This is a genomic window from Rudaeicoccus suwonensis, from assembly GCF_007829035.1.
Classification (GTDB): domain Bacteria; phylum Actinomycetota; class Actinomycetes; order Actinomycetales; family Dermatophilaceae; genus Rudaeicoccus; species Rudaeicoccus suwonensis.
On sequence record NZ_VIVQ01000005.1, the window covers coordinates 89,267 to 103,889 of the forward strand.

10 protein-coding genes and 1 pseudogene are annotated in these 14,623 nt (G+C 62.5%); 6 read left to right on the forward strand and 5 right to left on the reverse strand.

The features are described 5' to 3' along the window. Positions 1-51: 51 nt before the first annotated feature. Positions 52-1,242, forward strand: a complete 1,191-nt coding sequence (locus BKA23_RS16920; RefSeq protein ID WP_170226683.1) for a 3-dehydroquinate synthase family protein — start codon at positions 52-54, stop codon at positions 1,240-1,242. 164 nt (positions 1,243-1,406) lie between these two features. Here the strand turns inward: BKA23_RS16920 and BKA23_RS18280 are convergent, their stop codons facing one another. Beyond that, the gene (locus BKA23_RS18280; RefSeq protein ID WP_145230699.1) at positions 1,407-2,462 is read right to left on the reverse strand and encodes a Gfo/Idh/MocA family protein; all 1,056 of its coding nucleotides are present in this window, start codon (positions 2,460-2,462) and stop codon (positions 1,407-1,409) included. A 210-nt stretch (positions 2,463-2,672) separates the two neighbouring features. Further along, positions 2,673-3,686 carry a Gfo/Idh/MocA family oxidoreductase gene (locus BKA23_RS16930; protein WP_145230701.1) on the reverse strand — a complete coding sequence of 338 codons (1,014 nt, stop codon included), beginning with the start codon at positions 3,684-3,686 and terminating at the stop codon, positions 2,673-2,675. 444 nt (positions 3,687-4,130) lie between these two features. Between BKA23_RS16930 and BKA23_RS16935 the strand changes: the two are divergent. From BKA23_RS16935 to BKA23_RS16945, 3 genes and pseudogenes are all read left to right on the forward strand, one after another. Next, a pseudogene (locus BKA23_RS16935) lies at positions 4,131-4,559 on the forward strand (ISL3 family transposase); the annotation flags it as partial. A gap of 80 nt (positions 4,560-4,639) precedes the next feature. Then, a complete protein-coding gene (locus tag BKA23_RS16940; RefSeq protein ID WP_145230703.1) occupies positions 4,640-7,324 on the forward strand; it encodes an ATP-binding protein in 2,685 nt (894 codons plus the stop codon). Then, positions 7,324-8,481 (forward strand): TRM11 family methyltransferase, encoded by a 1,158-nt coding sequence (locus BKA23_RS16945; protein WP_145230705.1) that lies wholly within the window; start codon positions 7,324-7,326, stop codon positions 8,479-8,481. The genes BKA23_RS16940 and BKA23_RS16945 overlap by 1 nt, the downstream gene beginning before the upstream one ends. A 104-nt stretch (positions 8,482-8,585) precedes the next feature. On the opposite strand, the gene BKA23_RS16950 is transcribed toward BKA23_RS16945, so the two are convergent. From BKA23_RS16950 to BKA23_RS16960, 3 genes are read right to left on the reverse strand one after another with little or no spacing between them, the layout of a single operon-like run. Next, a complete protein-coding gene (locus BKA23_RS16950; protein WP_145230707.1) occupies positions 8,586-9,602 on the reverse strand; it encodes a hypothetical protein in 1,017 nt (338 codons plus the stop codon). Positions 9,603-9,636: 34 nt separating this feature from the next. Beyond that, positions 9,637-10,851 carry a site-specific integrase gene (locus BKA23_RS16955; RefSeq protein ID WP_145230709.1) on the reverse strand — a complete coding sequence of 405 codons (1,215 nt, stop codon included), beginning with the start codon at positions 10,849-10,851 and terminating at the stop codon, positions 9,637-9,639. 50 nt (positions 10,852-10,901) lie between these two features. Further along, complete coding sequence (locus tag BKA23_RS16960) at positions 10,902-12,572, reverse strand: AAA family ATPase (RefSeq protein WP_145230711.1); 1,671 nt, start codon at positions 12,570-12,572, stop codon at positions 10,902-10,904. A gap of 684 nt (positions 12,573-13,256) precedes the next feature. Between BKA23_RS16960 and BKA23_RS16965 the strand changes: the two genes are divergently transcribed. Together BKA23_RS16965 and BKA23_RS16970 are read left to right on the forward strand one after the other, a co-directional pair. Beyond that, positions 13,257-13,832 carry a hypothetical protein gene (locus BKA23_RS16965; protein ID WP_145230714.1) on the forward strand — a complete coding sequence of 192 codons (576 nt, stop codon included), beginning with the start codon at positions 13,257-13,259 and terminating at the stop codon, positions 13,830-13,832. Positions 13,833-14,105: 273 nt separating this feature from the next. After that, entirely contained in the window at positions 14,106-14,384 is a 279-nt protein-coding gene (locus BKA23_RS16970; protein ID WP_145230716.1) for a hypothetical protein, read from the forward strand. The last annotated feature ends 239 nt before the right edge of the window (positions 14,385-14,623 follow it).

A 14,623-nucleotide genomic window follows, 5' to 3' on the forward strand; every position in this document is an offset into this window, starting at 1 on the left:
ACAGATTGTGGCGATGCGTTCGGCAACGAGATAAACGAGACGAGCAGAAGTGTGGAAGAAGGACAAGACGTGCAAGCCCTAGCAAATGACATCGACGCGGCTCTTACCGAGAACGGCAATATTCTAGAGTTGCGCTCTTCCCGAGAGTCGTCACAGCAGATCGTCTCCACCACGGATTTATTGAGGCCCGACAACGCGCTGTTGGCTGAAGTGGTGGCCGATCGCAGGGCACTCTTCGTCGTGACCCCGACGGTCAACGCGTTGTACGGGGCACAATTGAAGCGCTATATCGAGTCCGCCCTTGAGCAGCCTGGCAGTGAGCTGCTCGTCCTTGACGTGACCGAGGCGAAGAAGGACCTGAACGGTGTGGATGTCGTGGTCACCCGCGCGACCCAGATGGGCCTTGATCGAGAATCTCCGATCGTGGCAATCGGTGGTGGTGTCTGCCTCGATATAGTCGGAGTCAGCGCTGCGCTGTTCCGCCGAGGTGTGCCCAACATCAAGGTGCCGACGACGTTAGTCGGGCTGATCGACGCAGGAGTCGGCACGAAGAACGCCGTCAATTTTGGAGGGAAGAAAAATCTACTAGGAACGTTCAGTTCGCCGGAGGCTTCGCTGCTCGACTCGAAGTTCCTATCCACGTTGCCGATCCGCTATATTCGCGCGGGGGCCGCCGAGATGTTCAAAATGGCGATTATCAGCGACCCTCACCTTTTCCACATTCTCCGCGCTCATAGCGATGAGTTTCAGCAGAGCCGCTTCCAAGCGCCGCGAACTGCAGCTGCTGAAGCGATCAAGAGATCAGTGGTCGAGATCCTTCGCGAACTGTCCCTTAACCTCTACGAGAGGTCCAAGCAACGCGTACTCGATTTCGGCCACACCTTCTCGCCGTATATCGAGTCCGAGTCCGGCTTCCGGGTGTCGCACGGTGAAGCAGTCTCCATCGACATGGCCATCTCCACGGAAATATCATATGCCTTAGGAATTGTGGACGAAGGCGTTCGCCGACAGATCCTAGATGCTCTCGCAGGCTTTTCCCTACCGCTCTCCTGGTCCGGTATCGACGCGGTGGAGATGTACAGTTCCCTACGTTCAATCAGGCAGCACCGCAATGGGGCTCTTCACCTTGTCGCCCCTTCTGCCCTTGGCCATCCGGTATTCCTGGAAGACGAGGACATTGACGAGAGCCTTATCAAGTCTTGTATAGAGAATCTGGCGGAGAGAAAAAGAGCTTACAGCTAGAACAAGTAGGTACTACAAGGCGGACTTGGCCCCAAGTGATGACGGCCACACCAACCTGTCAAGACCAAACAGGCGTCACCCGCTCGTGCCGAACCACTGCGAGACTCTTTGCGGTTCCTCATGCTGCCGGCGTCGGAAGCGGCGCAACGTTCCCGGGTGGGGTGCTACAGCTGATACATCTCCGGGACACCCGGGTACGTCACCACCTCCGACCTACCGCTCAAAGCGGCTCGAAGCGCTGCGTCAGTCACCAACGAAGCCACGTAACCGTCCCACAAGCTCGCACCTACTCTGTGTCCGACTCGCACTGCCTCACACCAAGCTCGCATCTGGTCGACGAACGCTGACTCGAACCGTGACGCGTATCCGTTAGGGATCGGCTTCGTTGAGGCATAGTCGCGACGTACAGCGATCCCATCCCCCCAGGCCAAATTCACTGACCCTAATGTGCCAGCTACCTCACACCCGATGTCGTACCCGTAACCGCAGTTCACGAAAGACTCGATAGAGAACAGAACGCCACCGGCGGTCGTTCCGGAAAGCAGCAAGGGCTCGGTCTGTTGGTCGGAATTTTCGTCGATCGTGGTTGCCGCTGCTATCGAAGCGATCCGCTCACCGAGTAGCCAGCCAATGATGTCGATGTCATGGACGGCGACCGCCGTAATCCCGTCTTGCCACGCAAATCCGGGAGAAGGTGCTGGATTTCGATGGATGCTGTGAATTATCTTGGGAACGCCTATCGCATCGTCCGCTATAAGGGTACGCATTCGCCGATACCCTGAATCGTATCGCCGCATGAAACCTACGCTGACCAGGCGTCGCCCAAGGGCTAACTCTTGCTCAAGTAGTCTCTTGGACCCTTCAGCACTCGGAGTCAGTGGCTTCTCACACAGAACCGGCTTACCCGCTTTGAGGCACAGGCTCACATACTCTTCATGAGTCATGTCCGGACTAGTCACTAGTACCGCGTCCACGTCCTCGGAAAAAACTAGATCTGCCGCCGTGTCAAACTCTTTGGCACCAAATTCGATTGCGAATGCGGACCTCGTCGTTGCACGTGCGCTGAACACACCTGAAACCTGCACGCCATCAATCCGTTGCTGGATCAACTGGGCATGAACACGCGCCACATTTCCCAGACCGATGATGCCCACATTCAACGTCTTCAACTGAGTTGCTCTCTGTAGTCCATTATTGCCCGTCAGCGTACGCCCCGACATGGCTTGAACGACAGCAACGCCGTGGCACTGCTGTCTCAGCCTTGCCAGCTGGGTCGGGCATGCGCGCAGGGTCCGCGCTGACCGACGGAGCACCACGTCCGGTCGTCCAGCCAGCACTGACGCCGCCTGCAAGGAGTGTCGGTCCCGACCCCGTAACCCACGAACTTTGTGAGTGAGTCACCGGCCCGCAACCCCGTCACACCGTCCGAGTCACGCCATACCGTCTAGGTCGACCGAGACTGCCTGACCCGTCCGGGCGGACCTGTCCGCGGCGTTAGCGAGCATCAATGCCGCCCTGCCGTCGTCGTATCCAGCGCAGCGATTGGGTTCGCCGCGCACGGCCTTGGCGAACTCGGACAGCTGCAGCAGATACGACTGCGAGTAGCGTTCCAGAAAGAAGTTCTGATACGGCTGGAGCGCTTCGACGGACGTAGCCGACCAGTGGCGTACAGAGGTGTCACTGACATTGCCTACAGTGAGCAGACCCTCGGATCCGAATGCCTCCACCCGCTGGTCGAATCCGTAAGCTGCGTGTCGCGAATTGGTGATGGATACTTGTTCGCCCGCGGCTCCGATGAGGAGCACGGAGGCAGTGTCGTAGTCATCGAGGTTTGCGATAGATCGGCTGAATAGAGTTGCGCCACGGGCGAAGACCTCGACGATCGACGGTATGAAGCTACGGGCGGTGTCGAAGTCGTGAATCGTCAGATCCTTGAAAATGCCGCCGGAAGTTGCGAGGTACTCCGTCGCGCCTGGCTTGAGGTCTCGGCTGGTGATGGATAGTTGTTCCAATGAGCCGATATCGCCGGATGCTATACGCTCGCGCAGATAGGCGAAATGAGGGTCGAAGCGTCGGTTGAATCCAATGGCAATGGGAACAGCCGCCGAGGTCGCTTGCTGACGAAATTCGTCTACTCGTGCGATGTCGAGATCGACGGGCTTCTCGCAGAGTGCAGGGACTCCGGCTTCTACCGCGAGCTGCAAGAGGTCCACGTGAGTAGGTGTGGACGACGCGATGATGATTGCATCTACGTCTGGAGCTTCGAAAACGTCACGGGGGTTAGCGGTTACTCTGCCTCCCTGCGCCCGCGACACTCTTGTTGCGCTTTCAGTGTCGCGATCACAGACCCACTGGAGCGTCGTCCCGGGAAGTGTCGCCACACACTCGGCGTGAACGCGACCGATGCGACCCGCACCGATCAATCCGATACGTAACTTGTCCACGCAAAGAGCTCCTTCGAAGTTGAGTCCGGACTTAGATGAACCGCCCTGGCGTGACCGGATACTTTGGCCTGTCCCGGGTTCCGCGTGGTCCGGTAGCGATTGATTCTCATGCCACGGTGCTGATGCGGTTGAGTTCGAACCCTATCGGCGTCCGCCATCCAAGTTGACTGTGACGCCTCTTCCTGTGTACCAGACCTCAAGGTATTCGCACATCGCGTTGGCCAAGTCGAGCCGCGTGTTCCACTTCTTCCAGTAGTCCAGGAGTTCGACCTGCATCGCCGAGAACGCGCAGTAGCTGTTCGACTTTCGCTAAAGGTTTTCCGGCTCTTCACAGATGAGGGTGTAGCTCGCGGAGTTCGGGGCGGGCGGCGCGTCGATGCTGGGTAGGGGTCGAGGTCTTCTGAGGATGGAAGTTCTCACACTGCCCATCCGGAAGACCTCGACGTGCCTGACGCTACCTTCGCTTGCCCTGATCTGAGCACGTTCTGCCGTCTCGACGCGCTAGGCCTGGTGGTGACCGGGCAGCGGCTCGAACCTGACCGAGCGGTGCTAGCGTGCTGGGTCGTCGAGCCGGACCAGTGGTGCCGCCGATGCGGCTGCGAGGGCACGGCCCGCGACACCGTGATCCGTGAGCTCGCGCACGAACCGCTGGGCTGGCGGCCCACCACGTTGCGGGTCACGGTTCGCCGGTACCGGTGCACCGGCTGCGCGTATGTGTGGCGGCAGGACACCACCGCCGCCGCCGAACCACGTGCCAGGCTGTCGCGGCGTGCCCTGGCATAGGCGCTGGGAGGGATCGTCGTGGCGCACCTGAGCGTGGCTCGGGTCGCTGAAGCCCTTGGCGTGTCGTGGAATACGGCCAACGACGCGATCCCGTGGAGAGTGCCGACCATGGCCGCTACCTCGCCCGCCCAACTGTAGGCTGTCGCGGAACGCGGAGAGGGCGGGAAAAAATGGTAAGGGGCGACGAAGCAGCAACCGTTCCGGTCGAGGGCGAAGCCGTTGAGGTCGAGGCTTTCGCCGCGGAGGGCAACAGCGTCGCCACTGTGCCAGTGCACATCTCCTACGGCATCATCGAACGGTTCTCCGAGGGCCTGTATAGCTCGCCGAACAAGACGTTCGAGGAGTTGGTGACCAACTCTTACGACGCCGGCGCGGAGCGCGTATGGGTCTACCTGCCCACTGACTTCGAGGCGCCCGAGGCCACGCTTGTCGTGATCGACGATGGCGCCAGCATGGATCTAGACGGCCTCAAGAATCTCTGGCGGATCGGCGAGTCACTCAAGCGCACGGATCAGAAGCCGGCTGGGCGTGCACGTCCCGTTGGCAAGTTCGGCATCGGGAAGCTCGCCACCTATGTCCTGGCCGAACGTCTCACGTACATCGTCCACCCGGACGATAGCTACCTCGCAGTCACGATGGACTACGGCCGAGTCGCCGAGGGTCACGAGCTCATGGCCGGCACAAACCTCGCCCTTGAAGTCGTAGAACTGACCGAGGAGCAAGCGCACCAGGCCATCCGAGACGCGATGATGAGCGCCCAGCATGACGGAGACCAGTCGTTCGCGGAGCAGGCGCTGGTGGCGCTCGGCGAGCACCACTGGACGGCCGCGATCCTCACTAACCTCAAGGATACGGCGAAGCGCATCAGCATCGGTCGACTCCGCTGGGTATTGAGCACGGCGCTACCTCTCAATCCCGGCTTCAACCTCTGGCTCAACGACATTCATGTCGCGTCCTCGAAGGCTGGCGCCGAGCCCTTGTGGACCTTCACCGTCGGCCAGGACGAGAGCACCTTGTCCGCCAACGACGACCGACCTTGGCGGCCTGGCGATAAGGTCAAGGTGACGGTTGAGGTCGAGCAGCCGGGCGATGATGGCCATGAGCCGACCCTCGTCCAGAAGGAGATTCCCGCCCTCAGATTGCCCAACGCCGGTATCGTGTACGGCGCCGCCTTCATGTACAACGAGCCGCTAGAACGTGGCAAAAGCGAGTACCTCGGCCGCAGTCACGGGTTCTTCGTTCGAGTACGCGGCCGCCTCATCAACCTCGACTCCGAAGACTTCGAGGTTGGCCCCGAGCTCCGTCACGGCACATTGACCCGCTTCCGCATGGAGATCAACGCTGACGACCTTGACGACCAGGTCGCCAGCGCAAGGGAAGCGCTTAAGGAGTCGCCCGCCCTAGAGGAGCTCAAGAACTACCTCCTTGCCGTGTTCAATAAGGCGCGTGGTGTGTCCTCCGAGCGGGACGCTGACGATGCCATCACGCGCTTGTCGAAGCAGGGCCGGTTGTCGAGCGCGCCGCCTGGCTTGAGCCAGGGCCCCCTTCGCAGAATGCTCCAGCGCGCGGCCGCCGGCGACCGCAGCGTCCAAGAAGCCCTCGGCCTAGACGATACGACGCACACTGATGCCGCGACTCAGGCACTCGCGGATGACAACGACCTCGTCGAGAGCGTCCTACTCGAGACCTCCAGTGCGGATAAACCGTTCGTTATGTACGACCCCGCCCGACGCGCGGCTGTCCTCAACCAGAGCCACCCATTCGTGGCGAACTACATCGGTACCAAGGCGACCGCCGAACCACTGAAGCTGCTCGGGCTCACCGATATCATGGTCCAGGCTTACCTCCTAGACGAGAACGTCGCCCCCGACGCCGTCGCCCGTGTGGTGAAGCGACGTGACGGATTCCTCCGGGCGCTCACCAACCGTTACCCCCGATCAGCGCACGTGATCGCGCAGGCGTTGCGCGACGCCACCAATAATGAGAACGCGCTGGAGGACGCAGTCGGCGACGCTCTCGAACTTCTCGGGTTCGAGGTCCAACGTTTCGGCGGTGCATCGCATGGGGTCGACGGCATCGCCACCGCCCGCCTCGGGTGGCGTGCGGACGGCGACTCCAGCATCAGCTACGCACTGACCTACGACGCTAAGTCGACTGCCAACGCAGAGAAGAAGCTCACCGAGGGCGAGGACGGGACCCCCATCGTTCTGGAGGCGCCAGGGAAGATACGAGCGGACACAGCGCGCACCTCAGTGCTCAAAGTGCATCGCCAGCGCGCGCTCGAGGAGCATAACCTCAAGGTCGAACCCGAGTTCACGCTGCTCGTTGCACCCGACTACCAGGGGGCTAACGACGCCCTAGGCCTCATCAACGCGGTGTGCGCTAACGACGGAATCACGGCTGTCCGCGTCTCGGACTTAGCGAAGCTCGTCGAGCTGTTCGCCCTCCAAGGATTCACGCCGGCCGACATGAGGGGCTTATTCGAGCTCCGAACGCCCGAGGAGACACACACCTGGGTCGCCGAGCGTGAACAGATGGCGCGAGTGCCGGCGCCGCCAGTCGCCATCCTCGTCCAGACCCTAGTGAAGTTCAGCGAATCGAAGCGTCCCGCCAGCCGCGATGCTCTAGGGGCCTGGCTCGACGCGGAGGGCGTCGAGCTCACGCCGTCCGAGGTCGACGCGCTGATCCGGGGACTCGCGGCCCTCGCCCCGAGGTCGGTGTTCGCCGACGACCGGATCGTCGCGCTCAACGCCTCCCCTGCCGCCCTGTACGCCGAAGTCCGCGCGTCTCTCGACGAGTTCGACCCGTCCCTGGTCGACGAGTACAAAGAGACCGTCCCAAAGGAGGACGCCTGATGGTTGGTCGAGTGTCCGTCCATCCGTTCCCGGCGCGCATGGCCCCCGAACTCGTCAGCTCACAGCTCAAGTCACTCCCGCGGGAAGCGGTGCTACTCGACCCGATGATGGGCTCAGGAAGCTTCGTCCTCGAGGCGGCACGTGATGGCTTCAACTGCATCGGAGTCGACAGCGACCCCTTGGCCCTCTTGATCTCGTCCGCTGCCGCTTCGGTGTGCCCGGCGGGGGATGCTCAAGCGGCAGGCGACGCTATTGCATCTACGCCTCTGCGCGGCATAGCCGATCTGGGGGTCGATGACGAGACGCGCGAGTTCATCGACTTCTGGTTCGACCCCAATGCGCGGGACAAACTGTCGACCCTGGCGATCGGCATCCGTGAGAGCGACCCGTCCATCCGCGACGTGCTGTGGTGTGCCTTCTCGCGCCTGATTATCACCAAGACCCTCGGCGCATCGAGAGCCCGAGACGTATCACACTCGCGGCCGCACGTAGTACGTGACAAGGCAGCAATCGACCCGACCGAACGGTTCCCGGCGTCCGTAGCCGAGGTGCTGCGGAAGCGCGCTGGACTCGACCCCCACCAGCGTGCAGCACTCACCCTGCTCCGCGGTGACGCGCGTGCGCTACCACTCGCTAATGGCGTGGTCGGCGCGATCGTCACCAGCCCGCCATATCTAACGGCAATCGACTACCTGCGTGGTCACCGGATGAGCCTAGTCTGGATGGGTCACTCGATCGCTGCCCTTAGAGACCTGCGTGGCGAGAACGTCGGGTCGGAGAGAGGCTCGGCACGCCCCGAACATCTTGACGGAGCCTTCGAGGCTGCCGTGAAGGGTCAGGTTTCACCGCGGCGGGAAGCAGTCATCAACCGCTATCTGGGCGACCTCGACGGACTCCTTCGTGAGCTGGCCCGCGTCACTGGCGATAACGGCACCATCACCTTCGTCGTGGCCAACTCGACGCATTCGGGAACGGCGGTCTACATCGACGACGCGCTCACTGAATTGGGTTCCGCCAACGGCCTGACGGAGCAGGGCCGAATTCAGCGGCTCCTTCCCGCCACCAGCCGCTATCTCCCGCCCCCGACCAGTGCTGGTGGAAAGCTCGACAACAGAATGAAGGTCGAGACCATTCTCACCTTCCGACGCTCGGCTTAACCAGAGATCGCTAGGAGGGCCGGGGACTTCACGATTCGATCATCATGGATGACGATAGGACTACAGCAGCGAAGAGCCACCGGACCCGTGTGAAATTGAGTTCGTCACCGGCGATTGGGCCCGGCGGTCTCGTCGATGGCCGCCAACGTATCGGCGTATCGCCGGATGATCGCGTCGATGGCGTTATCGAGGTCGTCGAGGATGTCGTCGATCGCGTGCGCGGTCGCGGCACGTTCGGTCATCGACGGTGGCACCACCACCGCAGCAGCACCCTCTCGGCGAATTTGTATGCCGGCAGACACTTCCAGGCGCGGGGCGGGATGTTGTCGGTCGGCGAGGATGGCTGACGCGCGCCGCCAAGGGATCACCGACCCGATGCCGACGCGGCCATGCGCATCGATCGACGGCAGAACCCAGCGAGCATGCTCCCACCCCGCGGGGACGGGGTCGCCGCATTCGTGCTGGCGGACATCAGCTGGTTGGTGTTCTACGACGGTGGTGACCAGGTCGGAGTCAGCGGCGGGGTAGGCGTGGATCGCGGACAGCACCCGCAACCATCGAGTGATCGCACAGGAGGGGCAGGTCAGCCCGTGATTGCTCATCGGCACATCAACACCGTCAATCGCGGGAACCGGCTCGAGTCGGACCTGCGCGGGGACAAGGGTGGTGATCTGCCTGCGGGACCACCCACACGCGGCGAGGATCAGCACCACGGCGTCGCGGCGTGCGGTGACTGCGTGGGGCCACCCGTGCACCGGTAGTTGGTGCAATGCCTCTCCCAGTTCCAACCAGCACGGCCCCTCCCCCACACCCTCGGCATCTCCGCCGTCGCTGTCGATGTCCTGCTCGAGCTGCTGCGGGGTGATGAGAGTGCCGGGGGTGCGCCATGGCCGCCCCTGCAGTGGGCGTGGTGGTGCGCCGATGAGTTCGGTACGGGCGTGGTCGTGGCGTGCACGGATCGCGCCCAGGCGTCGCACGACCGTGGTCGGCGCGGCCGGGACCTCGTCCAAGAACGCTTCGACTGTGTCCCAGGTGGTGGGCAGTGTGGGGTGACCGGTGGCGGTGCACCAGTCAGCGAAGACGTCCCAATCTGTCGCGGTCACAACGCTGTTCGCTTCCACATCCCGCGCACCATCACCATTTCAATGCCTCCGGTTAGAGGCCCAGTTTGGTGACGGCGTTGCCGTCGGCAGGTGAGTACCGGCGCCGGTAGACCGCGACCGATTCGTGGGTTCGGTGCCCGGTTTGTTGCTGGATCTCCAGCACGGTGCTGCCCGCCCGGTCCGCCTCGGTCACGAACCCCGCGCGTAGCGAGTGGGCCGAATAGCCGGCTGTCGGCAGGCCGACGGCACGGCGGGCGCGCAGCAGGGCGTCGGTGACGGCTTCACCGGTCAGGGAGCCGCCGATGCGGCCGGTGCGGTTCACGGCCACGAACATCCGATCCCCCGCCGCCAGTGCGGTCGGTAGCGATGCCAGTGGCACCAGCACCGGTGGTCCTCCTCGCCCCGTCCGCCAGCCGGGCGGCATCTGGCAGACGTGCTCTGTGTCGGGGATGCGGCGCTGAGCGTGCAGGAACGCCATCGCGGCAATCCGTTGCCGTCGACCAACCGCCCTCCACACAGTGCTCTGCGCCATCAGCGTTTCGTCGTGCCCGGGCGGAGTGGCGGCTGCGGCCGCCAAGGTCGACCGCAGCTGGATCCACCGAGTCAGGGCACACGCGGTGCAGGTGAGGGTGTGCCGGCCGCGTGGCAGGACCACGGTGTGCCCATGTCCTTCCTGGTCGGTTTTACTGACCGGGATCACCCAGTGGAACCCATCATGGGCGTGCCAGGAGAAGTCGGCGATCCGGGCATCGACGAGCTCGGAGCGGCGCCGACCACCGACGAACCCGGCCAACAGCAAGGCGGTGTCACGGGTGGCGATCACCCCGCGTGGCCACGTCGTCGACGCGGTCGCGGTCAGCATCAGCCGCAGGTCCGGCAACGACAACGGTTGCGCCTGACCCGGCATCGCGGTCTGCCGGGCACGAGCCTGACGACGCCGCGCACCCGACAACGCATTCCGCACCACCTCATCCGCCCCCGGCGTCGGCAACCGGTGCGCGCGGTGGACCGCGTCGATCGCCGCGACCCACCGCTGCAACGTCGCCGCCGCATGCGGCCGCGACCGACCCTCCTCCACCGTGGTCCCGTAATGAGCAATGTACTCGGCGACCTGCACCGGTTCCGCCAGCAACGACACCGTCCCCTGCTGGGCGCACCAGGCCTCCCAGCGACGCCAATCCGAGGCATACGCGCGCCGTGTCCGCTCCGAACGAGAATCGTCGACCAACCCGGTCAGACGCTCTGAGAGCACGGGCGTGTCCGGCACGGGTGATAACGGTGTTATCACCGTGCCAGGGTGCGCCGGGTTCGTCAGTCTCATGGTGTGCTGCTGTCGATCGCGATGGCTGGGCTGACTCCGTTGGCGCGGCGGATCCGATCCACGAGCCCATCAAGCGTGCCGCGCAGGTCGACACCGATGTCGACTTTGAGGATCTGGGGAGCGACGTGTCGCGCGATCGAGGTTTTGGAGTAGCTGCTCGCCTTCATCTTTCCGAACGGCTGCCTGAAGGGGTCGTCGCTCCTGGGGACCAGTGTTGTTGAACGTGTGTGTTTTTGCAGGAGCAGATTTCTGAATTTGGTTGCGGGAATGAGATTTTCGACGGTGCGAGCCCACTCGCACACGAGCACGTCGGCATACTCGTGGCTGCGTGCTTCGTCGATGAGTCGTTGGATCTGCGGATGGAGTTCAGCCTGGAGCGATTGCTTGTCGCTGTCGGCGATGACGGTGCAGCGTCGGCCCAGTTGCAAGATCTTGATGAGGTCCTCTTCGATCTGCGGGTCGTCTTCGGTGCGGACGGTGACGCTATCGATCAGCCGGCCGCCGTAGGGCATGAGCGAGTAGTGGGTGCCTTCAATCAGGTCCGGAGCTACCAGTTCCAGCCACCGCTTCCAGTAGATGCGGTCGGATGGTCCTTCAACCCAGATCGTGTAGTTGGTCTGCAACAGATCCGATGCGCGGTACCCCAGATCGTCGGCGACGTTGGCGAGGTCGCGTTGTCGTACCGGCGGGGACACCGTTGTCGATGTTCCGTCGTGGATGACGTGGAAGACGTGCGCACCCGGGGTGTCCAGGATGTGTGCTGAGTGCGTCGCGATCAGGTACTGGTTTTCGGTGTGCTCTGATAAGTAGCGCAGCAGTTTGCGTTGCAATGTCGGGTGCAGATGCGTTTCCGGTTCCTCGATCGTGATGAGCGCGTTCTCGTATCCGGTACAGGCGGCCGCGATCATCAGCACCTGTTTGATGCCATCCCCCAACTGCTCTAGCGGCAACAGGTCACCGAACTGCGACAGCGCGACCTGACCTTCCGAGGCGTTGTGAGCGATCTCGAGTCGGGCGTCCGGTTCTTCTAGGACGATCCGCATGAATTCGCAGATCCGCCGGAACCGTTCGCGTGCCTTCTGGTGGTCTTGCGTCGCGGCGCGAGGCGGGCGTTCCCATTCAGCGAGTTTCTGCAATAGCCCGAGACCGTCTTCGACGGGACTCTCCGCAGTTCGCTGCCTCTGCGGATCGGCTGGCCTGATCTGGCGAAACGCCGGGATCTGCACCAAACGCGGCGCGATCGGCTGCACCACATCCTGAGCCAGCACCTCCGGGCTACCGGAGGAAAACTGGTGAAGTCCGAGTGCTTGTGGAAGCTCCCTCGACGTCCATAGGCCATCACCCCCTCGCCACAACTCGGCACCGTGCTCCGTCCACATCTGCTGCAGACGCTGATTAATGCCACCGTAAGACGACAGCCGCAAGGACAAGCTATTTCGATCCACCCGAACGAGAGTCTCGGTGGCATCAGCAAAGAAACGACGCGTCGGCCGACCACACCATTGCCCAGCTGCACGCAGGATGGTCGACTTTCCGTGATTGTTACGTCCGACCAGCAGGTTCACCTTCGCCAGCGGCCCCACTCGGACAGGGCGGTCCGCTCCAGCAAGCGAATCCCCCACCGCAGCAAACCCGTCTAACCAGGGAACTCCCCGCTCATCTGACATGAAACAAGCATACGACCACAACCGGGATAATTATTCTTATCGAGAGTCAGCGTCGCAGGGGGTGCGGCGACTCGGCACGATCTGCTCGAGATCTCCCATCAACTGATCAAGGCGGCGATTCGGCGGGCATACCGCACCAGATCCGGCTAGCGCACGACTCTTTGCAGGCTGTGGATAACTCGTGCCGGTTGAGCGACCTTTACCGGGCATTTTTGCGGGCGGGGTATACGGGACTGCGTGTTCCGTGTCACGTGGTTGACCTGCGGTTATCCCGTAAGAGGAACCTCTTACGGGACAAGCAGAAGGTTGCTCTGCTTGAGTCGTTGGTGGACACGAAAATCGGTTTCCCACTGCTAACTCGGGTTCGTACAGTCGGACTCGAACCCGCCCAAGGCGCATCTACCCGGTAAGGGTGTGCCCTGCCCGTCGCACGGTGAGGGTGGCTGCCCGTTCAAGCCGGGCCGGGTCCGAGGGACTCACGCCTCGACGGGAGGTGTCGAGGTCCCTAACTCCCGTCGCATGTCTCGGTGGTAGTCCCAGCGGGGGTTGGGCGTGGAGCCAGGCGGCCGAGTCACGGGTATGGCTGGTGCTCTACGATCGGCGCCGCACTCATCCGGCGAAGGGGGAGCATTGCTGGCTGTAAAACGCTGGTGCAACTGCGGTCGTCCTGCCAACATCCACTGAATGGATCGAATCAACGACGCCTTTAAGCCCCTGTTCGGCCAGCCATCGTGGCCGGTCGAGCGAGGTCGGGAGTCGGCGCTGTTCTCTAATCGGCCCGCGATGGTGTTCCTTGAGTTCGGCGATCCCGTCCTCACGATCAACGAGCCGCGCAACTGGCCAGTCCACATCGAGGGGGCACCGGTAGAAACTCCGGGACGGATCACCTTTGTGCGTGGTCAGTGGCACCTCACCCTGATGACGGGATGTGCATGGGAATTGATGCTCGACAACTCACCACTTGCGACCAGCAGCTCCGATAGCAGCCTGGTCGACCGAGCACTCGACGTACTGGACGGTCAGGCCATCGTGGCAGTCGACATCGACTCGCGTGACGCCAGCACCGTCTTCACGTTCGATCTCGGATGCGTTCTCACAACACATCCGAACCTAAGCGACGATGATGGCGAGCCGATCGAGCAATGGGGCCTGGCGGTCGCAGCGACCGCTTCGTATCTATGCGTACGTAGCGATGGAAAGTACAAAATCCGCCGTAGATCTGACCGTGGATCACGTATCGAATGGATCCCCATCGCCTGACCCGGAGTGCATCGACGACGTCGCACCGACGCGGGGCCCGCGCCGTCCCGTTAGCCCATCCTTCAACGGCACACCTAACGGGGACTTGCCCGATGCCAATGGTGCAAGCGATCTGCGAGACGCACGCCCCAGCGCTTGCACATTTTGCGAAGACGTCACCCTCTCCAATCAGACACTGAAAATTCGACTTGCCAAGGTCCCTGGGTACCTAGGTAACATGTAGCTATGGCTGATTCCACACGGAAGATCGAACGTGTCCAACTCGGAGTGCGTATGGAGAAGAACCTCGTGAAAGTGCTCAAGGGCCTCGCGGAGTTCAATGACGAGACGCTGGGAGAATTGCTGGAGCGGGTGGTCTACCACTCCTTCGATCCGGTGCCTGGCGACGAGGGCGAGTCCTGCGCGAGCCCTCACAGCAAACGACAGCTCGCAGCTATCGAGACGCTGCGCAGCACGTACGGGCTTTCATCCGACGTGCATGAGCCGCGCACCTTTGAGCGCGATCTCACCGAAGACGGCGCCGACTTAACAGAAAACGACGACGAGAACTGACGCGCAAAGGCGCGTATGAAGCTGCCAAGCCGGTGTCGTCTCGACGTGCGCTAAGTCGCTCCCCGGGACGACACCGGCAAGTTCCACACGAGGATCCTCAAACGACACAGCACGAGGCGATCCGATAGCCCACAGCGACCGGAACCAACCCGGGGCGTAGAAAAGCCCATGCCCCAGGTCCTGCGACGCGCTGGCGATTGGGCGCGTGAACGCCGGCAGAGTGCCTTGACAGTGACTAC